The sequence below is a fragment of the Cupriavidus sp. JZ107 genome (assembly GCF_053903255.1).
In genome coordinates, this window is the sequence record NZ_CP096481.1 from 341,351 (window position 1) to 364,569 (window position 23,219).

Consider the following 23,219-nt stretch of genomic DNA (forward strand, 5'->3'; position numbering starts at 1 on the left):
ACGATAAGCCGCACGATACCGGGGTTACGGCGCGCGCGCATGCGCGTCCCTGCCTAGCGGCCAGACCACACCGTGCGCCGCACGCCGATCGCCGTCACCGCGCCATAGGCGCTGATGCCGAGCGCCACGCCGAGGAAATGGCCGTCCAGCCCCATGCCGCCGGCATGCGCCAGCAGCCAGCCGCCGCCCGCGGCCAGGCCGATCCGGGCGAGGCCGGCGGCGATCGGCCAGCGCATCCGGCCCGCGCCCATCGACGCGAAGTACAGCGCCATGCCGAGTCCGAAGCCGCCAAAGGCCGGCGCGATCCACGACAGCGCCCGCGCGGCGATGGCGGCGACTTCCGCGTCGCTGGTGAACCAGCTGGCAAAGCGCGCCGGCGCGAGCCCCACGGCGATGCCGATGGCGCCGGCCAGCGCCAGCGCCAGCAGCGCGCCGACCCAGGCGGTGCGCCGCGCGCCGCCCCAGTCGCCGGCGCCGACCGCACGGCCGACCAGCGCGGTCAGCGCCGAGCCCACGCCGAAGGCCAGCGGGATCATCAGGAATTCGAGCCGCGCCGAGATGCCGTAGGCCGCCACGGCCGCGGTGCCGTAGGGGCGCAACTGCGCGGTCACCAGGATCGTCGCCAGATTGGCCAGCGCGGCAAGCCCGCAGGCGACCAGCCCGACCGACAGGATGCGCTGGAACAGCGCCGCGTTCGGGCGCACGCGCAGCACCGGCACGAAGCCGGCGCCGCCGCGCAGCACGACCACCGCCATGCCGAGTGCCGCGGCCCACGACACCAGCGCGAAGGCCGCGCCGATACCGGCCAGCCCCATCCCGCCGGGTTCGGCCAGCGCCCAGGCCAGCAGCGGGAAGGCGATCCACATCAGGCACAGCACGCGCGCCGCCAGCGCATGGCGGCCGCCGCCGCGCAGCACCGAGGCCATCGTGTTGGCCAGCCAGGCCGGCACCGCGCCCGCGCCGAACAGCCAGATCGCATAGCTCGCGGCGGCCTCGGCGGCGGTCGCACCGGCCACCGCGCCGAGCACGGCATGCGGAAAGCCCGCCAGCGCGATCGCGAAGCCGAGGCCGGCCAGCACGGCGATGATCAGCGCGTGCAGCACCAGCGCCGACGCGTCCTCGCGCTTGCCGGCACCGAGCGCACGGGCGATGGCCGACACCACGCCGCCGCCCATCGCGCCGGTCGACATTTGCTGCAAAAGCAGCGCGAATGGCAGCACGACGGCCCAGCCGGCCAGCGCCGCGGTGCCCTGGCGCGCCGCCAGCCAGGTCTCGATCAATTGCGCGACGGCCTGCAGCAGCGCGATCAGGCTGGTCGGCGCGGCCAGCTTGACGATGGCCCGCAGCACCGCGCGGGGTGCCGCGGTGTCGGCAGCGGCAGGTTCACGCAGGGGGGCGGCAGCGGTAGCGGCAGTCGACAAGGCCGCGGCCGGTGCGGCGCCCCGTACTGCGCCCCGTACGGCGTCATGCAGTTCGGTCATCGCCTGCCTCCGTGGCTTCGACGGTGTCGGCTTCGGGCGCGAAGCGGCGGCGCAGGTGGTGGCCGGCCGCGGGGCCGGCGGTGACGCGCAGGTCGTCCAGCGTGACGGCGCTGCCGTCGGCGCGGGTCAGCGCCGGGGCGGCGATCTCGTCGCCGGTGCGCCGGTCCAGCAGCACCGTCATCGGACCGCGGTCGGTCATCCAGCGGTCGGCCCAGGCCTTCAGTGCGACGAAGGCGGGGAAGAAATCCCGGCCCTTGTCGGTCAAGTGGTAGTGGTGGCGTGCGCCGCCGTCGGCCGGCACGCGCTCGAACATGCCGTGCTCGACCAGCGTCTTCAGCCGGGCGCTGAGGATATTGGGCGCGATGCCGAGGTTGCGCTGGAAGTCGTCGAAGCGCGTGCTGCCGTAGAAGGCCTCGCGCATCAGCAGGATCGCCCAGCGCTCGCCCAGTACCGCCATCGAGCGGGCGATCGGGCAGGGCATGCTGGCAAAGTCGGTGTGGCCCACGTCTCCTCCGTTTGGGATAGCCCATGACGCAATCAGTCGATCGCGAAATGGCTTTTACTTTCAATTTGCAAGCATTCTAGCTTGCAATTTGAAAGTGTGTGGGGCGCGGGTGGCTGCGAGCGGTTTGGTCGGGTCCGGTCGCCGTTCAGGCGGAACCGTCGGGCGCGTCGCGGAACACCGGCAAGGCGGGGATCTGCTCGCGCAGGAAGTCGATCAGCGCCCGCGTCGCCATTGGCGGATGCGGGTTCGGCGTGGTGATCAGATAAAGCCGGTCGCCCAGCCCTTCCGGCCGCCAGTCGGGCAGCACCTTGACCAGCCGGCCGGCGTGCGCGTCCTGCCAGCCGGCATAGACCGGCAGCAGGCAGACGCCGTGGCCGGCCTGCACCGCGCGGATCAGGAAGGGGAAGTGTTCGGACTGCAGCCGCGGCAGCAGCTGCACCGCGTCGCGTTGGTCGCCGCGCGTCAGATGCAGCTCGAACGGGCGGGCGAAGTAGGGCGGGCACAGGAAGTCGGTCGCGGCGAGGTCCGCCGGCACCCGGATCGGTCCAGTCCGTTCCAGATAGGACGGCGCCGCATAGAGGCCCCATTCGATCGCGCAGACATCGCGCGCCACGTGGTCCAGCGGCGGCTGCGAGGTGACCTTCAGCGCCACGTCGATCTCGGCGGCGATCAGGTCGTTGACGCGATTGTTGAAGAACACGCGCAGGGTAATGCCCGGATGCCGCTCGGCGAACGCCAGCAGCAGCGGCGCGACGAAGCTGTCGCCCAGGCCGGTCGGCACGCTCAGGCGCACATGGCCGCGCAGCGTCTTGCCCAGGCTGTCGATCTCGGCCTGCGCCGACGCGACCTCCCGCAAGATCGCCAGCCCATGGCGGTACAGCGCGTGGCCGGGCTCGGTCAGCTCCAGCCGGCGTGTGGTCCGGCGCATCAATTGCGCGCCCGACTGGGCCTCCAGTTCGCGCAGCTGCCGGCTGACCTGCGAACGCGTGACGCCGCGCCGGCGGCCGGCCTCGGCCAGATTGCCGGCGTCGACGATATCGACGAAGGCCTGGATCAGGTTCAGGTCCATGGTGCGTCCATCGGGGATTGCCTGGGTGATTGTCGCGCTGGGCTCAACATTGTGCTGCGTGGGGCGGCAATTGTCGATGACGATGCCCGCCGTTACAGTGACCGGTCAATATGGCGCCCGTGGCCCGATGCCGATGTCCCGGGCACGCATGGGGCGCCCAGCGTAAAGGAGCACTCGAATGGCGGCGGACCTCTGGTTCCAGGATCTTCATCGCAGCGGCGACGAACTGCTGTCGCGCGGCAGCCGGCTGGCCGGCGGCCTGCGCGCGCTCGGCGTGGCGGAGGGCGATGTGTTCGCCGTGCTGCTGCGCAACGACGCGCCGTTCGCCGACATCGTCCACGCCTGCCGCACCGCCGGCTGCTACTACTGCCCGATCAACTGGCATTTCACGGCGGACGAGGTCCGCTACCTGCTCGAGGACAGCGGTGCCAAGGTGCTGATCGCCCATGCCGACCTGCTGCCCGCGGTGCAGGCGGTGGTGCCGGCCGGCATGCCGGTGCTGGCGGTCGGCGCGGCCGGCGCGGTCGGCGCGCCGGCAGGGCTCGATGCAGTGGCGTACGAGCCGTGGCTCGCTGCCCAGGCGCCCTACGATGGCCCGCGTGTCGCGCCGCGCGGCCATATGGCCTATACCTCGGGCACCACCGGCCGGCCCAAGGGCGTGCTGCGCCAGGCGGTGCCGCTCGACCGGCTCGACGCGCAGCAGGCCGCGATGCGCTCGGTGGTGGCGCAGGCGATCGGCATCGTGCCGGGCTGCCGTGCGCTGATGTCGGCGCCGCTGTATCACAGCGCGCCCGGCGTCTTCATCCAGAACGCGCTGCAGATGGCCGAGCGGCTGGTGCTGACGCCGCGCTTCGACGCCGAGGAGGTGCTGGCACTGATCGAGCGGCATCGCATCGATGTCGTCTACCTGGTGCCGATCATGTATGTGCGGCTGCTGAAGCTGCCCGACGCGGTACGCCGGCGCTACGACCTGTCGTCGCTTCGCTTCGTCGCCTCGACCGGCTCGCCGTGCGCGCCCGAGGTCAAGCGGGCGATGCTCGAATGGCTAGGCCCGGTGATCCACGAAACGTATGCGTCGAGCGAGGCCGGCATGGTCACCGTCGCCACGCCCGCCGATGCGCTGGCCAGGCCCGGCACCGCGGGGCGGCCGGTCGACCAGGCCAGCGTGCGCATCCTGCGCGAGGACGGTACGCCGTGCGAGACCGGCGAGGTCGGCCTGATCTATGTGCGCCAGCCCGCGTACCCCGACTTCACCTACCGCAACAACGATGCGGCGCGCCGCGCGATCGATATCGACGGCCTGGTGACGCTGGGCGACATGGGCTATCTGGACGCCGACGGCTATCTGTTCCTGTGCGACCGCGCCTCGGACATGGTGATCTCGGGCGGCGTCAACATCTATCCGGCCGAGATCGAGCACCAGCTGGTGCGCTATCCGGGTGTGGCCGATTGCGTGGTGTTCGGCGTGCCCGACGACGAATACGGCGAGCGGCTGCTGGCGATGGTGCAGCCGATGCCGGGCGAGCGGCTCGACGAGACCGAGATGATCGCGTGGCTGCGCGAACGGCTGTCGGGCTTCAAGGTGCCACGCACGATCGTGATCGCCGAGCAGCTGCCGCGCGACGAGACCGGCAAGCTCGCCAAACGCCGTCTGCGCGACCAATACTGGCAGGGGCGGACGCGGCGCGTTTGAACACGGCCGGTATCCCCGGCCGGAATGCGGCACACCACGAAGCAGGACATAACGGAGGAGACACCATGCAACGCTGGAAAACGGCAGGGCGGGCCCTGCGAGGCACCGCCGCGGTGGGCGCGAGGTTGGCGCTGATGTTGGCGGCGATATTGGCAGCGATGCTTGGCGCCGTGACGGCGGCCGGCGCGGCCTATCCGGACCACCCGATCAAACTGGTGGTGCCCTACACGCCCGGCGGATCGACCGACCAGTTCGGCCGCGCGTTGGCCGAGGGCATGAGCCGCGTCCTGAAGCAGCCGGTGGTGGTCGACAACAAGCCTGGCGCGGCCACGATGATCGGTACCAACCTGGTTGCCCGTGCGCCGGCCGACGGCTATACGGTCGGCTTCGCGACCAACGGCAGCATGGTGCTGAACCCGATGCTGTACAAGAAGATCACCTACGACCCGCCGAAGGACTTCAAGATCTTCAGCATCGGCGCCGAGGTGCCGCTGGTGGTGGTGACCAATACTCAGGTGCCGGCCAACAACATCCGCGAGTTCGCTGCTTACGCGAAGAGCCAGGGCGGCAAGCTGAACTACAGCTCGGTGGGCCTGGGCAACGCGCTGCAGCTGGCCACCGAGATGCTGAAGACCGAGCTCGGCATCGAGCTGACCCATGTGCCGTACAACGGCAGCGCGCCGGCGCTGGCGGCGCTGCTCGCCAACGACGTGCAATTGATGGTCGATGTGGTCAGCACCTCGCTGCCGCATATCAAGGCCGGCAAGCTGAAGGCGCTGGCGGTGACCAGCCGCAACCGGCTCGACGTGCTGCCCAATGTGCCGACGGTGGCCGAGACCCATCCGAACTTCCAGGCGGCGACCTGGTTCGGGCTGGCGGTGCCGGCGCAGACGCCGCCCGAGGCGGTCGAGAAGCTGCGCGCCGCGGCGGACCAGACCCTGCGCGACCCGCAATTCCGCGCGACCTTCAACGGGCTCGGCCTGCAGGTGCTGCAGCCGATGAGCCAGGCGGAGATCGACCGCTACGTCGCCGCGGACCGCGAGCACTGGGGCAAGGTGATTCGGGCGAAGAATATTTCGCTGGATTGAGGGCGGGCGCCTTGGGGTTTTCGGGCGCTGCTCGCCCTCTCCCCCAGCCCCTCTCCCGCAAGCGGGAGAGGGGAGCAACTGGCCGCGACGCGACTGATCGACGGTTCGTTCGCTAACCTGTCCCACGCGTGTGAAAGGGAATCACTGGCCGCGACGCGGCTGAACGACGGTTGGTTCTCCCCTCTCCCGCTTGCGGGAGAGGGGCGGGGGAGAGGGCAAGGGCGCCCGCAGGCTGCCGCCTCCCGGAGTGTCCATCGCCGGACCGATGTCCCGAAGCGGGTATAGTTGTGCGCCGCCGCCCGGCGCTCCTGCCGCCACCACACTAGCCACGTTGCCTATCGCTGCGCCGACAATGTGAAGCCTCGGCGGCACCCCACGCATCCGAGCGTGCCCATCGCTCGCGGCGGCGTCACATCCGGAACATCGGGCGGCCCGGTCGCTCCAACGCCCGACCCCAAAACCAGGAGTTTGAATGCGATTCCAACTTGCCGGCCTGGCTGTGGCCGGTTTTACCGCGGCCGGTGTGCTGGCCGCGGCGCCTGCAGTCCATGCGGCCAGCGCGGCCGCCGTCCCGTCGGCGAACGCCGCCAAGCCCGCCTCCGCCCCGCCCGCCGCCCCTTCTACCGCTACAACCTCGCCCGAAGCCGACCTGCTGGCGCCGCTGCTCGGCGCGCTGAAGATCGGCAATCCGATGCCCGACCTGCCCGACTGCGCAGACAAGCGCACGCCGGACGGCACCGATGTGACCGCCTTCTGCGTGGAAGTGCGTGGCGATGGCGCGATGCGCCAGGTGGGCGTGCCCCGCAAGCAGCGCCCGGCCTTCATGGACGGCCCGCATGCGCTGGCGGTGGTCGATCGCAACGCGCTGGTCGGCCTGATCGTGCCGACCGACGGCGTGCGCTCGGAACAGTCGACGCTGCGCACGCTGACCGCGCGCTACGGCAAGCCGTTCCGCGAGGAGCAGGTCGCGCTGCTGGACAAGGACGGCAAGAGCGTCAACAGCGTCCACGCCGGTTGGATGCAGGCGCCGCTGACGGTCGAGGTCTATTCGATTCCCGACGACCCCGACACCGGCAGCATCGAGCTGTTGCTGCCGCGCGCCCGCACGGTGATGGCGCAGAAGGATGCGGCGATCACGCAGCAACTGAACCCGGGCGCCGCCTCGGCGCCAAGCGCGCCGAAGGCCGTGGCGCAGAAGCCGAAGAAGGGCGAGGGCGACGGCAAGCCGGGCAGCTGGTAAGCCTGTGTCGTTCCCGCGCAGGCGGGAACCCAGCGGCTTTGACTGTGAGCCGATGAAGTCGCTGGGCCCCCGCGTTCGCGGGGGCGACGTAGTTGCGCCTTACAGCCCCTCCATCACCTTGTCCAATCCCCGCACGACGCCGCGCAAGGTATGTACCTTGCGGATCGCCAGCAGCGCGCCGGACACATAGGGTTTGGAGCCGTCGCCGGCCTCGTGCTTCAGATGCAGCCGCTGGCCGTCGGCGCCGAAGATCACCTCGACACCGAGCTGATAGCCGGGCAGCCGCACCGCATGGACCTGCGTGCCCGACATCGTCGCGCCGCGGGTCTCGACCGGTCCCTTGACCTGGTCCAGCGGCACCGTCTGGGTGGCGGCCTTGACCTGCCCGAGCCGGTAGGCCAGCTCCCGCACGCTGCCTGATGGCACATCGACCTTGCCGGCCTTGGCGTAGTCGATGATCTCCCACTGATCCAGATGGCGCGCGGCCATCTCGGCGAACTTCTGCAACAGCACCACGGTGATGGCGAAATTGCCGCAGGCCAGCACGCCGCGGTCGGCCGCCCGCGCGGCGGCGTCGATCTCCGCATAGTCCTCGTCCGACAGCCCCGAGGTGCCCACCACCACATGGGCGCCCTGCGCCAGCGCCTGCAGGATGTTGTGCTTGGCGATGTCCGGCTTGGTGTATTCGACGTAGACGTCGTATGGCGTGCCGGCCAGCTCGGCGATGCTGGCAACCGCCTTGCCGGGCGTGTCGGCATAGCCGGTCAGCTGTGCCAGCGTCTGGCCGGCCGCACCGCGCGAGAGCCCCGCGACCAGCGTCATGTCCTGCGCGTGCGCGACGCCGCGCGCGAGTTCGCCGCCGGCCCAGCCGGTCACGCCGCCCACGGCGACACGGATTGGTGTGTTCATCGGCAAATTCCTCCTGAAGCCATATGTTGCGATGTTGCGGTGCCCGCGTTCGCGCGTTCCGCGGACAGCCCGCCAGTTTGCCGCGTTTGCGCAAAGTGCGCAGACGGGCGCGCAAGCGGCTGCGGAAAGGCTGACCGTTACCCGACCGGCCGTCGCCGATCGATCTTGCGCGCCAGCACGATCGACGTGCTGGTGTGGTTCACGCCGTCGAGCGCGCCGATCTCGTCGAGCAGCTTGTCCAGACGCGCGTGCGTGTCGCAGCGGATCACCGCCATGTAGTCGACCGGCCCGCTGACCGAATCGAGCTCGACCACCTCGGGAAAGCGCTGCAGCGCGCGCAATACCGTCGGCGCGGTCTTGGGCTGCACCGACAGCCCGCAGAAGGCGAGGATCGCGTTGTCCTCCATCTGCTGGCCCAGCCGCACGCCATAGCCGGCGATCACGCCGAGCCGCTCCAGCCGCGCGATGCGCGCGACCACGGTGGTGCGCGCGATGCCGAGCTTGCGCGCCAGGTTGGCGGCGCTGTCGCGCGCATTGGCCTGCAGCAGCGACAGCAGGTGACGGTCGGTCTGGTCGAGATCGGTCATGCGGTACAGGTATCGGGGTTTGGGTTTCGCGAGTCGGTGCGGCGCCGGCGTATCGTCGTTTCGTCGGCCGATGCCGTCATATCGACCGATTATGGCGGGTTTTCGTCAATGTTGTCTGTTCAATCCGACGGCGCCGCGGACCATACTTCGATCACGGCATGGCGTTGCAACTGCTGCGCAGCCATGCCCGGCGCGACCAGCGCGCTTCCTTTCCCCGCGTCGGAGGACCGTCATGAACAACAACCTTTCCTTCCCTTCGGCTCGTTCCGGTGCGGCTGTGCCCGTCACCGTGCTCGGTGCCGGCAAGATCGGCCGCACCATCGCCGGCATGCTGCGGGACAGCGGCGACTATGCGGTGACCGTGGTCGACCGCTATCGCGACGCGCTCGACGCGCTGCCCGCGGGCGTCTCCACCCGCGTGGCCGATCCGTCCGAGCGGCAGGCCTGCATCGACGCGCTGGCAGGCGCCGCGGCGGTGATCAACGCCTTGCCGTTCCACGCCGCGGTGCCGGTGGCGACCGTCGCTGCTGAAATGGGCGTGCACTATTTCGACCTGACAGAGGATGTCGCCGCGACGCGGGCGATCCGCAGGTTGGCCAACGATGCGCACGCGGTGCTGATGCCGCAGTGCGGACTGGCGCCGGGTTTCATCGGCGTGGTCGGCCATGACCTGGCGCAGCGCTTCCTGCGCGGCGGCGGCCAGCTGCTGGACCTGCGCATGCGCGTCGGCGCGCTGCCGCGCTATCCGAACAATGCGCTGAAGTACAACCTGACCTGGAGCACCGAGGGTCTGATCAACGAGTACTGCAACCCGTGCGAGGCCATCGTCGACGGCCGCCGCGTCGAGGTGCCGGCGCTGGAGGGGCTGGAGAGCTTCGCGCTGGACGGCATCGAGTACGAGGCGTTCCATACCTCGGGCGGCCTCGGCACGCTGCCCGAGACGCTGGCCGGGCGCGCGCGCCACGTCGACTACAAGTCCATCCGCTATCCTGGCCATTGCGCGGTGATCAAGCTCCTGCTCGACGATCTGCGGCTGCGCGAACGGCGCGACTGGCTGCGCGAGATCTTCGACAGCGCGATTCCGCTGACCGAGCAGGACGTGGTGGTCGTGTTCGCCAGCGCCACCGGGCGCACGGCCGGCGAGGACGGACGGCTGGGCCCGCTGACGCAGGCTTCGTTCTCCGCCCGCATCGGCGGCGCCGAGGGCGAGCACGGCCACCTGAACGCGATCCAGCTGACCACCGCCGCCGGCGTCTGCGCCGCGCTCGACATGGTGATCGCCGGCCAGTTGCCGCAACGGGGCTTCGTCCGCCAGGAGGACATGCGGCTCGAGGCCTTCCTCGCCAATCGTTTCGGCAGGCACTACACCTGCCATCCGCTACAGGAGGCCCTCGCATGAAAGCCGACGCATTCGAGCGCTGCTGGCGCGCCATCGGCCAGCCCATTCCCTGGCGCGACGGTGCCGGCGGCCCCGGCGCGCTGCCGGCGCGATCGCCGATCGACGGCGAGGTATTCGGCCATATCGCCGCCTGCAGTGCCGACGAGGCGAACGCCCGCATCGCCCAGGCCCACGCCGCGCAGAGCGGCTGGGCGCTGGTGCCGGCGCCGGTGCGCGGCGAGGTGGTGCGGCGCTTCGGCGAGGTGCTGCGCGAACACCGCGGCGCGCTGGGCGAACTGGTCTCGCTCGAGACCGGCAAGATCCTGCAGGAAGGGCTGGGCGAGGTGCAGGAGATGATCGACATCTGCGACTTCGCGGTCGGCCTGTCGCGCCAGCTGCATGGGCTGACGATCGCCAGCGAGCGCCCCCAGCATGCGATGCGCGAGACCTGGCATCCGTTCGGCGTCTGCGGCGTGATCTCCGCGTTCAACTTCCCGGTCGCGGTGTGGGCGTGGAACGCCGCGCTGGCGCTGGTCTGCGGCAACGCGGTGGTATGGAAGCCGTCGGAAAAGACGCCGCAATGCGCGCTGGCCGTACAGGCGCTGCTCGATCGCGTGATCGAGGCCGCGGCGCCCGAGCACGCGGGCATCGCCACGGTGCTGTGCGGCGGCCGGCAACTGGGCGAGCGGCTGGTCGCCCATCCCGATGTGCGGCTGGTCAGCGCGACCGGTTCGACGCGGATGGGGCGCGAGGTCGGCATCGCCTGCGCCGGGCAGTTCAAGCGCAGCATCCTCGAACTCGGCGGCAACAACGCGGCCATCGTCGCGCCGTCGGCCGACCTGCCGCTGACGCTGCGTGCGATGACGTTCGCCGCGGCGGGCACCGCAGGACAACGCTGCACCACGCTGCGCCGCGCCTTCATCCATGCCGATCTGTTTGGCACGGTGCGCGAGCAGCTGACGCAGATCTTCGCGCGCCTGCCGGTCGGCGATCCGCTCGAGGCGGGCACGCTGGTCGGCCCGCTGATCGACCGCGCCGCCGGCGACAACATGGCCAATGCGCTGGCCAGCTGCCGCGCCCAGGGCAACGCCGTGCATGGCGGCGAACGGCTGCTGGCCGACCGCTATCCGCATGCCTGCTATATGCGGCCGGCGCTGGTGGTCACCGACACGCAGCATGACACCATGCTGACCGAGACCTTCGCGCCGATCCTGTACCTGATGCCATACACCTCGCTGGAGGAGGCCATCGCGCTGAACAACGCAGCGGCGCACGGCCTGTCGTCGTGCATCTTCACCGAGTCGCTGCGCGAGGCCGAGCGCTTCCTGTCGTCGGCCGGCAGCGACTGCGGCATCGCCAACGTCAATATCGGCACCAGCGGCGCGGAGATTGGCGGCGCCTTCGGCGGAGAGAAGGCGACCGGCGGCGGGCGCGAGTCAGGCTCGGATGCGTGGAAGGGCTATATGCGGCGCGCGACCAACACGATCAACTACGGCGACGCGCTGCCGCTGGCGCAGGGCATCCGCTTCGATCTGTGAGGGGGAAAGACCGACCGCCGCAAGGGTTAACACGGCCCTCCCTCGCGATGGCCGGCCGCCCGCCTTGTAGGGAACCGTAACGCAGGTTACAGGGCCCTGACCCCGTATTACCAACTCGCCCCGTATAACGGCGTCATTCATTCCGTATAACAGGGGCAAAAAATGAAAGCGTGGTTGGCAGGTCTGGGGGCATTGGCGGCGGCAGGCCTGAGCGGCTGCGCCGTCTACCCGGCGCCGGTGGATGCCGGCGTCACGGTTGGCGTGGGGGCGCCCGTCTATGTCGCGCCGCCGCCGGTGGTGGTCGCTCCGCGGCCTTACTACTACGGCTATCCGTATCGCGGCTATCACCGAGGCTATTACCGCGGCGGGCACGGCCACTGGCATGGCCATGGACGCGGGCACTGGCGCTGATACCGGAAGGGGGGGAATCGCAAGGGTGGCCGCCGTGGCCGGCAGGACGCCGCGATGCGAGCGGCTCAGATCTGTCCGTTCAGGCCGGCCCAGCTCGGCGCCAGCGTCTGCGGCACGTCGATCAGGTCGAGCACGCGGCCGATCGTATGGTCGACCAGCTGCGCGATGGTATCGGGCTTCTGATAGAAGCCGGGTACCGGCGGAAAGACGATGCCGCCCATTTCGGTGACGGCCGTCATATTGCGCAGATGCGCCAGATTCAGCGGCGTCTCGCGCACCATCAGCACCAGCTTGCGGCGCTCCTTCAGCGTGACGTCGGCCGCGCGGGTGATCAGGTTGTCGGACAGGCCGTGCGCGATCGCGGCAAGCGTGCGCATCGAACACGGCGCGATCACCATCGCGTGCGCCCGGAACGAACCGCTGGCGATGGTTGCGCCGATATCGCGCACGTTGTGCACCACGTCGGCCAGCGCCTCGGCCTCGGCCTTGCCGATGTCGAGCTCGTGCTGCAGGTTCATCACGCCCGCGGGCGAGATCAGCAGATGCGTTTCGACATCGGCGACCGCGCGCAGAACCTGCAGCAGGCGCACGCCATAGACGGCACCGGTGGCGCCGGTGATCGCGACGATCACGCGCCGTGGCGCGGCGGCAGGCCCGGCGCTCATCGCGGTTTCCAGGACGTCAGCCCTTCAGCAGCGTTTGCAGCTCGCCGCTCTGGTACATCTCCATCATGATGTCCGAGCCGCCGACGAACTCGCCGTTGACGTAGAGCTGCGGAATGGTCGGCCAGTTGGCGTATTCCTTGATGCCCTGGCGGATGCCGTCGTCTTCCAGCACGTTGACCGTCATCGGCGCATCGACGCCGCAGGCCTTCAGGATCTGGATCGCGCGGCCCGAGAAGCCGCACATCGGAAACTGCGCCGTGCCCTTCATGAACAGCACGACGGGATGGCCCTTGACGATCTGGTCGATCTTTTGTTGCACGTCACTCATGATTTTCGCTTCGGAAGAGGGGCGCTGAGGCGAACCGCGCGCCATGGAGTCGGAGACGCGCGCCGGCCGATGGCATGAAAAAGCCGAACGGTGGCGCGCGGGATCGGGTCGATTCTACCGGATTCGGACCGCCGCTTCAGGCCTTGGACCCAGTGCCGGCGGTGTCGGCATCGGCATCGCCGCCCGCCCAGCGGCCGCCGCTGCAGCGTTCGTTGCCGCCCAGGTCGCGCTCGGTGAAGACCTCGCCAAAGCCCGCGTCGCGCAGCAGTTGCCGGGCGGCCTCGCCCTGGTCGAAGCCATGTTCCATCAGCAGCCATCCGCCCGCTTGCAGGTGCGCGCCCGCGCCGGCGACGATGGTGGCGAGGTCGGACAGTCCGTCGCCGTGGTCGGTCAGCGCATCGACCGGTTCGAAGCGCAGATCGCCGCTGGACAGATGCGGATCGCCGGCGGCGATATAGGGCGGATTGCTGACGATCAGCGTGAAGCGCGCGTCGGCAGGCAGCGCCGCATACCAATCCGATTCGAGGAAGACGACGTTGCCGGCGCCCAGCGCCGCCGCATTGGCGCGCGCAACGTCGAGCGCCGCCGGCGAGATGTCCGTCGCCCAGACCCGCGCATCGGGCCGTTCGCAGGCCAGTGTGACCGCGAGAATGCCGGAGCCGGTGCCGAGATCGAGCACTTGCGGGGCATGCGTGCTCGCCAGGCGGGCCAGCGCCGCCTGCACCGCGATCTCGGTGTCCGGACGCGGAATCAGCACCGCGGGACTGACGCGGAACGGACGGCCGTAGAACTCGCGCTCGCCGATCAGATACGCCATCGGTTCGCCCGCCAGCCGCCGCGCGAACAGCGCGCCGAGCGCGGCGTGCTGAGCGGGGTCGAGCGGCTGCGTATCTCGGGTGATCAGCTGCGTGCGAGTGAGCCCCGTCACATGGGTCAGCAGCATGCGCGCTTCCAGCGCCGGCAGGCCGGCCTGGGTCATCGCGCCCAGCGCCTCGCGCAGCGTCGCCTGCGGCGGCAGGGTGCCGGACTGCAGCGGTGCGGAGGACGGGGAATCGTTCATTGGAATCGAGGCCATCAAAAAGACGAGAGCCCCGCCGGCACTGTGCCGTGGCGGGGCTCGGTACGGCGCGGGCGACGGCTTAGTTCTTGGTCGCTTCCTTGGCCTTGTCGGCGGTCTCGTTGACCGCGTTGCTGGCGGCGTCCTTGGCGTTCGCCATGGCGGCGGCCGCTTCGTCCTTGGCGCGCTCGGCGGCGGCGGACACGTCCGAAGCTGCGTTGCTGGCCGCGGCCTTGGCGGCGTCGGCGGCGGACTCGGCAGCCGCGGCAGCGTCGCTGGCCGCCGACTTCGCCGATTCGGCCGCGCTGGCCATCGCGCTATCGACGTTCGACGGGGCGGGGGCTTCATCCTTCTTGCCGCAAGCAGCCACTGCAGCGGTGACCATCAACAACGCAAGCAGTTTCTTCATGATTTCGTCCTTTTGTCCGTTTTTCGAGAAAAGACCCGCCCGGTATTTGTGCCGGGTTAGCCGTTTCCGATTATAGCGACCAACCATGTCGTTACCATGGCTGTTTCAGGCATTTACAAGAAATACAAGTATTTTGCCGGCGGAAAACAACCGTAGCGATTATGCCCACCGGCATTTACGCGTCTTCGCCGAGCGCAGCCAATTGGTCGGCCTGGTGCTCCGCCGCGAGCGCGCCGATCAGTTCGTCGAGGTCGCCGTCCATGATCATGTCGATCTTGTACAGCGTCAGATTGATCCGGTGGTCGGTCACGCGGCCCTGCGGAAAGTTGTAGGTGCGGATGCGGTCGCTGCGATCGCCCGAGCCGATCAGGTTGCGCCGCGTGGTGGCTTCCTTCGCCTGCGCCGCGCGCAACTGCATGTCCTTCAGACGCGCCGCGAGCACCTTCATCGCCTTGTCCTTGTTGCGATGCTGGCTGCGGTCGTCCTGGCATTCGACGACGATGCCGGTCGGCAGGTGGGTCAGCCGCACCGCCGAATCGGTCTTGTTGATGTGCTGGCCGCCGGCGCCCGAGGCGCGGAAGGTGTCGACGCGCAGATCGCCGGGATTGATTTCGATCTCGCCGAGTTCGTCGGCCTCGGGCATCACCGCGACCGTGCAGGCCGAGGTGTGAATGCGCCCCTGCGCCTCGGTGGCCGGCACGCGCTGCACGCGATGGCCGCCCGATTCGAACTTCAGCTTCGAGAACGCGGCATCGCCGGCGATGCGCACGATCACTTCCTTGTAGCCGCCCAGATCCGACGGCGACTCGCTCATGATCTCGACTTGCCAGCGCTGCCGCTCGGCATAGCGCGTGTACATGCGCAGCAGATCGCCGGCGAACAGCGCGCTTTCCTCGCCGCCGGTGCCGGCGCGGATTTCGAGGATCAGGTTGCGGTCGTCGTTGGGGTCCTTCGGCAGCAGCAGCGTCTGCAGGCTGGCCTCCAGTTCTTCGAGCTTCGCGCGCGCGGCATCGATCTCGTCGCTGGCAAAGGCCTTCATCTCGGGGTCGTCGAGCAGCGCCTGCGCGGTGGCCAGATCGTCCTGGGCCTGCCGGTAATGCGCATATTGCTCGGCCACGGGCGACAGCTCGGCATGCTCGCGCGTCAGCTTGCGGTACTGCTCCATGTTCGCGGTCGCGTCTTCGCGCGCGAGCAGGGCGTTGACTTCGTCGAGGCGCTCGGCCAGTTGGTCGAGCTTGGCTTGCATGCTGGCTTTCATCGGAATCCGGGTTGGCGTTCTTCGGGCGGCGTCTTTGGGCGGCGTCCTGGAGCGGCGTGCTGGTGCTGAGCGGCTGTGCAGGCGGATGCCGCGCTGGCGTGGCGCGGTGATGCGGACGACGACCTTGGCGCGAAAGCGCGGACGCTGCCCGCGAGCGGCTAGCGCTCGGAGTGGCTGCTGTGGCGGAACAGGCCGGGGACCAGGCGCAGCAGCGCGTCGCGGTCCTCGCCCTGGGTGTGGTTCAGCGCGTGGGTTGGACCGTGCAGGAACTTGCGGGTCAGCGCGCCGGACAGCGCCTCGAGCACGGCCTCGGGATCGTCGCCGCGCGCCAGCATCTTGCGCGCGCGATCCAGCTCCGCCTGGCGCATCGCCTCGCCGTTGGCCTGCAGCTCGCGGATCACCGGCACCACGCTGCGCGTTTCCAGCCAGTGCATGAAGTGCTGCACGCGGGTTTCGATGATCGCTTCGGCCTGCGCCACCGCGGCCTGCCGCATCGCGTTGCCTTCGCGCACGATCGCGCCGAGGTCGTCGACGGTGTACAGGAAGACGTCGTCGAGCCGCGCCACTTCGGGCTCGACATCGCGCGGCACGGCGAGGTCGACCATCATGATCGGCCGGTGCTTGCGCTGCTTGACCGCACGCTCGACCGCGCCCAGACCGATGATCGGCAGCGAGCTGGCGGTGCTGGAGACGACGATGTCGAACTCGTGCAGCCGCGATCCCAGGTCGGACAGGCGGATGGCCTCGGTATTGAGGCCCTGTGCGGCCAGTTGCTCGGCCAGCTTTTCACCGCGCTCGACCGTGCGGTTGGCGACGACGATCTGGCGCGGGCTCTGCGCGGCGAAATGGGTCGCGCACAGCTCGATCATCTCGCCCGCGCCGATGAACAGCACGCGCTGGCCCGAAATGCTCTCGAAAATCCGCTGCCCCAGCCGTACCGCGGCCGCCGCCATCGACACCGAATGCGCGCCGATCTCGGTCTGGCCGCGCACTTCCTTGGCGACCGCGAAGGTGCGCTGGAACAGCTGGTTCAGATAGGTGCCGAGCGTGCCGGCCTCGCCGGCGGTGCGCACCGCATCCTTCATCTGGCCAAGGATCTGCGTCTCGCCCAGCACCATCGAATCGAGGCCGCTGGCGACACGGAACGCGTGGCGCACCGCCTCGGACTGCGGCAGCGCGTACAGATGCGGGGCCAGCTCGCCGGCGGGGATGTTGTGGTGCTGCGACAGCCAGCGCAGCGTGTGGTCGAAGCCCTCGGAGCCGGACAGCACCAGGTCGGTGGCGCAATAGATCTCGGTCCGGTTGCAGGTCGACAGGATCGCCGCCTCGGTGCCGCGCTTGCCGGCCAACTGAGAGCGCAGCGCCCCCAGCGCCGGTTTGATCTGCTCGAGCGGAAACGCCACCCGCTCGCGAAGCGAGACGGGCGCCGTGTTGTGATTGATTCCGATTGCGAGCAGTTGCATGGTTGGGGACTTTTCGCTGTCCGGCTGGCGGGCCGTTCCGGCCTCGCGCCAGCTTTGCCTGCGCTGGGCATGGCGGCGCGCACACTGGCCATTCAGGGGCCGGGCCGAGCGCCGCCGGGACGGCTTGCATTATACCGTCCGGGCGCGATCCTTGCGTTCGCGGCCCGGCCGAGGCTATCGGGAGTCGGCCGGCGCTGTGACTTGAGTTATCGTTACGCCGCTGCCGCCACGGGCGGCGGGCGGGTCAGGTCGATGGTCGAACAACGGAAGCGGGCGATGCTGGGGACGTTCTTGGTGGGCATGGTGGTCGGGCTGGTGGCGCGGGCGATGCATCCGCGCGGCCCGGTGCTGACCGTCGCGATGGCGCTGCTGCTGGGCGGCGTCGGCGCGCTCGCCAGCTTCTACCTGGGCCGGGCGCTGCGCTGGTTCATCGACGGCCAGCTGAGCGGCTGGACCGCCGCGATCCTCGGCGCCGCGCTGCTGGTCGGGCTGGGCGGGCTGTTCGCGCGGCGCGGGCGCTGAGCGCCCAACCTCACCGCAGCGCCGCCAGCAGCCGCCGGATCACGCCCTCCGAGTAGTGGCTGGCCACCTCGGCCAGGAACGCCGGGAAATCGACATGGGCGCTGTCGTCCGCCCGATCCGACACGGTCCGCATGACCGCGTGCGGTACGCCGTATTCGTGGCAGACCTGACCGACCGCCGCCCCTTCCATTTCGACCGCCAGCAGGCCGGGCAGCCGCGCCCGCAGCTCCGCCACCGTGGTCGGCGCCCCGATGAACTGGTCGCCGCTGGCGATCATGCCCAGATGCAGGCGTGGCGCGGTGACGCCCGCAGTGTCGCCCGCAGTGAGGTCCGCAGTGACGCCAAAACGGGCACGAACGGCGGCCGGCACGGCGGTGGCCAGATCTTCCGCCAGGAAGGCTTGCGCGGCGTCGCGCAGCGCGGCCGTCAGCGCCGGATCGGTCGGGAATTCGTTCCGGCCCAGCAGCGGCACCTGATGGCGCGGAAACAGCGGACGCGCGTCCATGTCGTGCTGCACGGTCCGATCGGCGATCACCAGATCGCCGACCTGCACGCCGGCGCCGATCCCGCCCGCCAGCCCGGTGAAGACGATGCCGTCGACCCCGAATTCGCGGATCAGCGTCACCGTGGTCGCCGCGGCGGCCACCTTGCCGACCCGGGCCAGCACCACCACGCAGCGCTGCCCGTACAGCTCGCCCACGTAGTAGTCGCGCATGCCGATCCGATGCACGGTCGCGCGGGCATCGTCGTGGCGCATGGCGGCGATCAGGCCGTCGATTTCGTCGTGCAGGGCGGCGAGGATGCCGAGGGTCATGGCGTGCAGGTATCGAAACGGGATGGGGACGGTGCGGCCGAGCCGGCAGCCCGAGCCGCAACCCGGGCCTAAGCCCTGAGCCCTAAGCCGTAAGCCCCAAGTCCCCGAGCCGGAAAAGCCGACAGCATACCGGCACCACCCGGTGCTTTGCTGGTTCGTGTCGCACCGCCTTTGATCGTGCGGTCGCCACGGCGCTTTGCTAGAGTGCAGCCAACGCCTTTCCGGAGCGCTGCCCAATCCATGCCCACCGATCGCCAAGCCCACCGTCTGAACATCCGGCATGCACAGCGGCGCGCGCTGGCGGACTGGTGCGCACAGGGGCGGCTGGCGATGCCGCGAGCGCGCCAGGCTTGGACCGATACCGAGCCCGGGCCTGCCGACTGGCACCGCTGGCTGCAGCGGGCGCTGCTCGCGCTCGGCGTGGCGCTGCTGTGCGCCGGCGTGATCGTCTTCTTCGCCTTCAACTGGCAGGCCCTGCACAAGTTCACGCGCTTCGGCGTGCTGGCGGTGCTGATCAGCGCGCTGGCGGCGTTCGCCTGGCGCCGGCCCGACGGCGACGCGGCCGGCCGTGCGGCGCTGTTCGCCGCGCAAATGATCACCGGGGCGTTGCTGGCGGTGATCGGGCAGGTCTACCAGACCGGCGCCGACGCCTGGCAACTGTTCGCCTGGTGGACGTTGCTGGCCGTGCCGTGGGCGCTGGCCGCGCACGCGCCGTCCCATTGGTGGCTGGTGGTGGGGCTGGCCAATGTCGCGCTGCTGCGCTTCTTCAGCGTCGAACTGGGCGCCGGCCTGCCGTTCACGCTGCTGTTCGGCGTCGAGGGCGGCAAGCTGGTCGGCCTGTGGCTGCTTGCCGCTGCCTTGCTGCAGCTCGCGCTATGGCTGGTCCTGTCGGCGCACGCGCCGCGTGTTGGCGTGCGAGGCCAGGGCGGCGTGCGGCTGCTGGCGGCGCTGGCTTGCGCGCATGCGGTCTGGCTCGGGCTCGGTGCGCTGTTCGGCGACCGCTTCGACGGTGCGATGCTGATCGTCGCGCTGGCCGCCGTGCTGGGACTGGGCGCCTGGTTCCGGCGGCGCAACGTCGATCTGCTCGTGCTGAGCGGGATTGCGCTGTCGCTGATCGCGCTGATCGTCGGGGGCCTCGGCCGTCTGCTGTTCGAGGCCGGCGCGGAATTCGGCGGCTTCCTGCTGCTCGGCCTGCTGACACTCGGCCTGTCGGCCGTGTCGGCGACGTGGTTGATGCGTTTGCATCGCGACCATGCGGAGGGGCCCATCGACACGTTCGCCGACGCGTCCACCGACAGCTCCACCGATAGCACCACCGCCGCGTTCGCCGAACGGCCGCCGTCGCGTCAGCGGAGCGGGACGGTGCAACCGTCAGCGGCGGTGCAGGCGCTGTGGCGCGCGCTGGCCGCGGAAGGCGCGGTCGAAGGGCACCCGCCCGCCGAGACCGATGCACCATGGTCCGTGCGGCTGTTGACCGGCATGGCCGGATGGCTCGGCGCGGTGTTCTTCCAGCTGTTCCTGCTCGGCACCGTGTTCGTCGCCGCGCGCGAGAACAGCGGGGCCATTCTCGTCTGCGGACTGGCGCTGATCGCACTGGCCGCGCTGCTGTACCGGCGCCGCGGGGGCCATACCGGCTTCGAGCAATTCGCGTTGGCCAGCAGCCTGACCGGGCAAGGGCTGGCGTTTTATGCCGCCGCCGATCTGCTCGGCCGCGCCCGCGCCGTGGAGACCGCTGCGTTCTGGTGCGGGGTCGCGGCCTGCGAGATGCTGCTCTATGCGGCGATCGCCAATCGGCTGCATCGCTTGTTGTGCGCGCTTGCGGCGATGGTGTCGGTGGCGATGGCGTTGACCATCGCCGTCGCGATGGGGCCGTCCACGCCCTGGCAGGCGATGGGGTGGGCGCTGGTCTGGCTGGCGCCGGTCGCCGCGCTGAAGGCGACGCTGTTCGCGACCACCGAGGGACGGCTTGCCGCGCTCGGGCGCCATCACTGGCTCGCCCCGGCCGCGGACGCCTTGCTGCTTTGCAGCCTGCTCGGCGCGCTGATCGTGACGGGCATCGGCCATCCATTGGCCCTCTTCACCGAACCGGCGGCACGCGGCGTGCCGCATTGGCTGGCGGGCGCGCTGTTTGCGGTGCTGCTGGTCGGCTTTGGCATCGCCGAAACGGCCCGGCTGCAACGATCGCTCCGCCGGCGCGCCGGGGTCGGCGGTGTGCTGGCGCTCTGTGCCGCGCTGATGATCGGCGCTCCCGCCGTGGTGGCGGGCGTGCTGGCGACCGGGCTGGCCTTGCGGCGGGCGTCCCTGACCTGGCTCGGACTGGGCCTTGCGACGATCGGCCTCGGTTTCATCTGGTACTACAGCGCGCTGCACTGGACGCTGGCGATCAAGTCGGCAACGCTGTTAGCGGCCGGTATCGTTGTGCTGGCGGCACGCGCGTGGTTGACCCGGCCCCGGTCCGCGCTCGGTGCGGCCGACATCGCAGAGGAGGGCAGCCGATGAAACGCTGGATCCTGATTGCGTGGGTGCTGACGCTCGCGGTTGCGGGCGCCGGCGTGATCGGCAAGGAACGACTGCTCGCGCGCGGCGATGTGGTGCTGCTGCGGCTGGCGCCGGTCGACCCGCGCTCGCTGATGCAGGGCGACTATATGGCGCTGAACTTCGCCATCGGCGCGCCGATCCTGCGCGCGCTGGAGACGACTGACGACCGTATCCGCACCGCGGTGGTCCGGCTCGATGCGCACGGCGAGGGCAGCTTCGTGCGGCTGCATCGCGGCGAACCACTGGTCGCCGGCGAACATTTGCTGCGCTTCCAATTGAAACCGTCGCGCTGGGGTACCGATCAGATCCAGATCTCGACCGACGCCTTCTTCTTCCAGGAAGGCCACGCGCGTCGATACGAGGGCGCGCAATTCGGCGTCTTTCGCGTCGATGCCGACGGTCAGGCGCTGCTGGTCGAGCTGCGCGACGCGGCAGGGCATCCGCTGTGAGCACGCGGCCGTCCGCCGCGCTGGTGGTCGGCTGCACCGCGCTGTCGATGCTCGCCTTCGCCGGCAACTCGCTGCTGTGCCGGCTGGCGCTGCGGGACACCACCATCGATGCGGCGAGCTTTACCACCGTGCGGCTGTTGGCGGGCGCCATCACGCTAGGGGTGCTGGTGCAACTGCGTGGTGGCGCTTCGCGCGCGCCTGAGGCAACGCTAACGACTGAGGCATCGAGCGGCAACTGGCGCTCGGCGCTGGCGCTGTTCGCCTACGCGATCCTTTTCTCGTACGCCTACGCTCAGCTATCGGCGGCCACCGGCGCGCTGCTGCTGTTCGGCGCGGTGCAGGTGACCATGATCGGCCGCGGACTGTGGCTCGGCGAACGGCCTCATCTCGTGCAGACGGCCGGGTATCTGATCGCCGTCGCGGGACTGATCGGCATGCTGCTGCCCGGCCTGTCCGCGCCACCGCTGGTCGGCGCGCTGCTAATGATCGCGTCCGGCGCGGCGTGGGGCATCTATTCGATCCGCGCCAAGGGCGCGCGCGATCCGGTGCGCGCCAACGCCGGCAACTTCCTGCGCGCCTCGGTCTGCTGCCTGCCGATCTATCTCGCCGCGCTGCCCTGGGCCAGCCACGATGCCGCTGGCATGCTGTACGCGGTGCTGTCCGGCGCGATCGCCTCGGCGCTCGGCTATGCGATCTGGTATGTCGCGCTGCGGGGTTTGACGGTGACCACGGCGGGACTGGTGCAGCTGAGCGTGCCGGTGATCGCGGCGGCCGGTGGGGTGTTGCTGTTGGGGGAGGCGGTGACGTGGCGGTTGGTGGTGGCGTCGGTCGCCGTGCTCGGGGGCGTGGGCCTGGCGATCGCCTATCGTCGTTCCGAACTGCCTCGATGAACCAACGCGTCTGCGGCTCAGACAGGACGCAACGCCTCCAACATGATGTCCGCCAGCCGCTGCGAAACCTCGGAGGCCGGGCCCGGCGCGCGCAGCAGCATCAGGGGCATCTTGCCCAGAGGCGGCAGCCCATCGGCAGGCCCAAGTTGACGCAGCGAGGCGGGCAAGCCGTAAGGCGTGCGCACGACCAGGCCGAGACCGGCGGCCGCTGCCGCCCATAGGCCGCCGAGGTTTGGACTGGTGAACGATACGCGCCACGGAATGCCGGCGCGATCGAGCGCGGCGGTGGCGGCGTCGTGGAAATGGCAGGGCCGATCGAACACCGCCAATGGGACGGGTTCCCCGGGATCGAGGCGCCAGGGCAGCGAGGCCGGTCCGACCCAGCACATCTGCGGTTCGCCAACCACCGTGATATCGGCGCCCGGCGCTCTTGCCGCGGCGGCGCCATTCGTACCGCCCCACACCAGCGCCAGATCGAGCGTGCGCGCCTGGATGCGGGCGAACAGATCGTGATTGCGCGCCACCATCGCCTCGACCCGCACCTTCGGATGCGCGCGCGCAAACCGGCCCAACACCTCGGGCAGCGTCGCTTCGCCGAATTCTTCCTGCAGTCCCAATCGCACACCGCCGGACAGATCGACACCGCGCACCGCCGCGGCGGCCTCGTCGTTCAACGCGACCATCCTGCGTGCATAGCCGAGCAGCAGATTGCCGGCCTCGGTCAGTTCCAGCGTCCTGCCCGCCTTGCGAAACAGCGGTGTGCCCGCCATGTCTTCGAGCTTGTGGATCTGCGCGCTGACGGCGGAGGTCGAGCGGCCGACCTGATCGGCCGCGCGGGCAAAGCTGCCTAGGTCGACGCCGGCGACAAGGCTGCGCAGCGCGGCGATGTCCAGATTCAGTGCCATGAGAATCGTCCGGAAATTCAAA

The 23,219-nt window shown here is 69.9% G+C and carries 23 protein-coding genes; 10 read left to right on the forward strand and 13 right to left on the reverse strand.

The features are described from left to right. Positions 1-53: 53 nt before the first annotated feature. The 3 genes from M1D55_RS11160 to M1D55_RS11170 all read right to left on the reverse strand — a co-directional run bounded on the left by M1D55_RS11160 (position 54) and on the right by M1D55_RS11170 (position 3,055). Entirely contained in the window at positions 54-1,481 is a 1,428-nt protein-coding gene (locus M1D55_RS11160) for an MATE family efflux transporter (protein WP_456282187.1), read from the reverse strand. Next, positions 1,465-1,986 (reverse strand): winged helix-turn-helix transcriptional regulator, encoded by a 522-nt coding sequence (locus M1D55_RS11165; RefSeq protein ID WP_023264494.1) that lies wholly within the window; start codon positions 1,984-1,986, stop codon positions 1,465-1,467. The genes M1D55_RS11160 and M1D55_RS11165 overlap by 17 nt, the downstream gene beginning before the upstream one ends. Before the next feature lie 145 nt (positions 1,987-2,131). Continuing rightward, complete coding sequence (locus M1D55_RS11170) at positions 2,132-3,055, reverse strand: LysR family transcriptional regulator (RefSeq protein ID WP_006579833.1); 924 nt, start codon at positions 3,053-3,055, stop codon at positions 2,132-2,134. A 178-nt stretch (positions 3,056-3,233) separates the two neighbouring features. Between M1D55_RS11170 and M1D55_RS11175 the strand changes: the two genes are divergently transcribed. The 3 genes from M1D55_RS11175 to M1D55_RS11185 all read left to right on the forward strand — a co-directional run bounded on the left by M1D55_RS11175 (position 3,234) and on the right by M1D55_RS11185 (position 7,076). Further along, on the forward strand, positions 3,234-4,748 hold the full coding sequence (locus M1D55_RS11175) for an acyl-CoA synthetase (RefSeq protein ID WP_456282188.1): 1,515 nt from the start codon (positions 3,234-3,236) through the stop codon (positions 4,746-4,748). A 65-nt stretch (positions 4,749-4,813) separates the two neighbouring features. Then, a complete protein-coding gene (locus M1D55_RS11180; protein WP_456282189.1) occupies positions 4,814-5,836 on the forward strand; it encodes a Bug family tripartite tricarboxylate transporter substrate binding protein in 1,023 nt (340 codons plus the stop codon). 472 nt (positions 5,837-6,308) lie between these two features. Further along, complete coding sequence (locus M1D55_RS11185; RefSeq protein WP_456282190.1) at positions 6,309-7,076, forward strand: hypothetical protein; 768 nt, start codon at positions 6,309-6,311, stop codon at positions 7,074-7,076. Positions 7,077-7,175: 99 nt separating this feature from the next. Here the strand turns inward: M1D55_RS11185 and dapB are convergent, their stop codons facing one another. Further along, a complete protein-coding gene (gene dapB / locus M1D55_RS11190) occupies positions 7,176-7,985 on the reverse strand; it encodes a 4-hydroxy-tetrahydrodipicolinate reductase (protein WP_456282191.1) in 810 nt (269 codons plus the stop codon). Between the two features lie 137 nt (positions 7,986-8,122). After that, positions 8,123-8,572 carry an Lrp/AsnC family transcriptional regulator gene (locus M1D55_RS11195; protein WP_006579561.1) on the reverse strand — a complete coding sequence of 150 codons (450 nt, stop codon included), beginning with the start codon at positions 8,570-8,572 and terminating at the stop codon, positions 8,123-8,125. 232 nt (positions 8,573-8,804) lie between these two features. Here M1D55_RS11195 and M1D55_RS11200 point away from each other — a divergent pair, with 232 nt between their 5' ends. The 3 genes from M1D55_RS11200 to M1D55_RS11210 all read left to right on the forward strand — a co-directional run bounded on the left by M1D55_RS11200 (position 8,805) and on the right by M1D55_RS11210 (position 11,899). Next, positions 8,805-9,971, forward strand: coding sequence for a saccharopine dehydrogenase family protein (locus tag M1D55_RS11200; RefSeq protein WP_456282192.1), 1,167 nt, complete (start codon positions 8,805-8,807; stop codon positions 9,969-9,971). Continuing rightward, a complete protein-coding gene (gene amaB / locus M1D55_RS11205; RefSeq protein ID WP_456282193.1) occupies positions 9,968-11,488 on the forward strand; it encodes an L-piperidine-6-carboxylate dehydrogenase in 1,521 nt (506 codons plus the stop codon). The genes M1D55_RS11200 and amaB overlap by 4 nt, the downstream gene beginning before the upstream one ends. Before the next feature lie 162 nt (positions 11,489-11,650). Next, on the forward strand, positions 11,651-11,899 hold the full coding sequence (locus M1D55_RS11210; protein WP_023264537.1) for a hypothetical protein: 249 nt from the start codon (positions 11,651-11,653) through the stop codon (positions 11,897-11,899). A gap of 65 nt (positions 11,900-11,964) precedes the next feature. Here M1D55_RS11210 and M1D55_RS11215 read toward each other — a convergent pair whose 3' ends face one another. The 6 genes from M1D55_RS11215 to hemA form a co-directional block, all read right to left on the reverse strand. Next, entirely contained in the window at positions 11,965-12,564 is a 600-nt protein-coding gene (locus M1D55_RS11215; protein WP_006577773.1) for a UbiX family flavin prenyltransferase, read from the reverse strand. Positions 12,565-12,580: 16 nt separating this feature from the next. Continuing rightward, positions 12,581-12,892 (reverse strand): Grx4 family monothiol glutaredoxin, encoded by a 312-nt coding sequence (grxD, locus tag M1D55_RS11220; RefSeq protein WP_006577774.1) that lies wholly within the window; start codon positions 12,890-12,892, stop codon positions 12,581-12,583. Positions 12,893-13,028: 136 nt separating this feature from the next. Continuing rightward, the gene (gene prmC / locus M1D55_RS11225; RefSeq protein ID WP_456282194.1) at positions 13,029-13,952 is read right to left on the reverse strand and encodes a peptide chain release factor N(5)-glutamine methyltransferase; all 924 of its coding nucleotides are present in this window, start codon (positions 13,950-13,952) and stop codon (positions 13,029-13,031) included. Between the two features lie 79 nt (positions 13,953-14,031). Next, on the reverse strand, positions 14,032-14,358 hold the full coding sequence (locus M1D55_RS11230; RefSeq protein WP_456282692.1) for a hypothetical protein: 327 nt from the start codon (positions 14,356-14,358) through the stop codon (positions 14,032-14,034). Positions 14,359-14,533: 175 nt separating this feature from the next. Continuing rightward, positions 14,534-15,616 (reverse strand): peptide chain release factor 1, encoded by a 1,083-nt coding sequence (gene prfA, locus M1D55_RS11235; protein ID WP_006577777.1) that lies wholly within the window; start codon positions 15,614-15,616, stop codon positions 14,534-14,536. Between the two features lie 158 nt (positions 15,617-15,774). Further along, the gene (hemA, locus tag M1D55_RS11240; protein ID WP_006577778.1) at positions 15,775-17,079 is read right to left on the reverse strand and encodes a glutamyl-tRNA reductase; all 1,305 of its coding nucleotides are present in this window, start codon (positions 17,077-17,079) and stop codon (positions 15,775-15,777) included. A 276-nt stretch (positions 17,080-17,355) separates the two neighbouring features. On the opposite strand from hemA, the gene M1D55_RS11245 reads away from it, so the two are divergent. Beyond that, positions 17,356-17,601, forward strand: coding sequence for a hypothetical protein (locus M1D55_RS11245; RefSeq protein WP_023264535.1), 246 nt, complete (start codon positions 17,356-17,358; stop codon positions 17,599-17,601). A gap of 10 nt (positions 17,602-17,611) precedes the next feature. On the opposite strand, the gene M1D55_RS11250 is transcribed toward M1D55_RS11245, so the two are convergent. Further along, positions 17,612-18,415, reverse strand: coding sequence for a 5'-methylthioadenosine/adenosylhomocysteine nucleosidase (locus M1D55_RS11250; protein ID WP_456282195.1), 804 nt, complete (start codon positions 18,413-18,415; stop codon positions 17,612-17,614). A 240-nt stretch (positions 18,416-18,655) separates the two neighbouring features. On the opposite strand from M1D55_RS11250, the gene M1D55_RS11255 reads away from it, so the two are divergent. Genes M1D55_RS11255 through M1D55_RS11265 form a run of 3 tightly spaced genes read left to right on the forward strand, consistent with a single transcriptional unit; the run spans position 18,656 to position 22,292 of the window. After that, positions 18,656-20,914: a DUF4401 domain-containing protein gene (locus M1D55_RS11255; protein ID WP_456282196.1), complete on the forward strand. Its 2,259-nt coding sequence runs from the start codon at positions 18,656-18,658 to the stop codon at positions 20,912-20,914. Beyond that, positions 20,911-21,402, forward strand: a complete 492-nt coding sequence (locus M1D55_RS11260; protein WP_456282197.1) for a GDYXXLXY domain-containing protein — start codon at positions 20,911-20,913, stop codon at positions 21,400-21,402. Before M1D55_RS11255 ends, M1D55_RS11260 begins: the two co-directional genes overlap by 4 nt. Next, positions 21,399-22,292: a DMT family transporter gene (locus M1D55_RS11265; RefSeq protein WP_456282198.1), complete on the forward strand. Its 894-nt coding sequence runs from the start codon at positions 21,399-21,401 to the stop codon at positions 22,290-22,292. The genes M1D55_RS11260 and M1D55_RS11265 overlap by 4 nt, the downstream gene beginning before the upstream one ends. A 17-nt stretch (positions 22,293-22,309) precedes the next feature. Here M1D55_RS11265 and M1D55_RS11270 read toward each other — a convergent pair whose 3' ends face one another. Further along, entirely contained in the window at positions 22,310-23,197 is an 888-nt protein-coding gene (locus M1D55_RS11270) for a LysR substrate-binding domain-containing protein (protein WP_456282199.1), read from the reverse strand. Positions 23,198-23,219: the final 22 nt, after the last annotated feature.